At 38.2% G+C, this 631-nt stretch carries 1 pseudogene; it reads left to right on the forward strand.

The features are described 5' to 3' along the window. Positions 1-537 (forward strand): annotated as a pseudogene (locus JHD69_RS20080) (Ig-like domain-containing protein); the annotation flags it as partial. Between the last annotated feature and the right edge of the window lie 94 nt (positions 538-631).

A 631-nucleotide genomic window follows, 5' to 3' on the forward strand; every position in this document is an offset into this window, starting at 1 on the left:
GAGAATATTGATATTAGTAAGGTAACTTTATTGGAGGATTCTATTCCGCGCAAAGGTTTTACCCTTACCAAAGACAGTACCGATATATTAAGCTATAATGTGGGCTATAAATGGCAGAAGAAGGAAGAATACATATTGGTATTTGCCGAGGGCGCCATTACAGGTATTTTCAATACCAAAAACAAGGAGATAAGAAAGAGTTTTAAGCTTGGCAGCGCTGATGATTATGGCACTTTAACCTTAAAGGTAGAAGTTCCAGACACCTCAAAAAACTATATATTACAGCTGGTTAACGAGAAAAAAGACCAGGTAGTGTATAGCGAAAGCCTGCACCAGAACAAGACCGTTATTTTCAGCAAATACAGACAAGGCATTTATTACATCAGGGTAGTTTACGACACCAACAAAAATGGCATTTGGGACACCGGAAATGTATCGAAGGGCCTGCAACCAGAAAAAATTTGGTACGAACCCCAAGAACTTTCCATTAAAGCCAACTGGGACCGCAATGCCGTAGTAACCATTCCTAAAGAATAAATTGGTTACCTGAACCAGTCTGAATACATGATATAATTATCTGGTAATTTCTTTAATAAAGCCTTTTGCTCATCGGTAAGAGGCTTTATCTTTT

Source organism: Pedobacter sp. ASV12 (assembly GCF_016429155.1).
Lineage (GTDB): Bacteria > Bacteroidota > Bacteroidia > Sphingobacteriales > Sphingobacteriaceae > Pedobacter.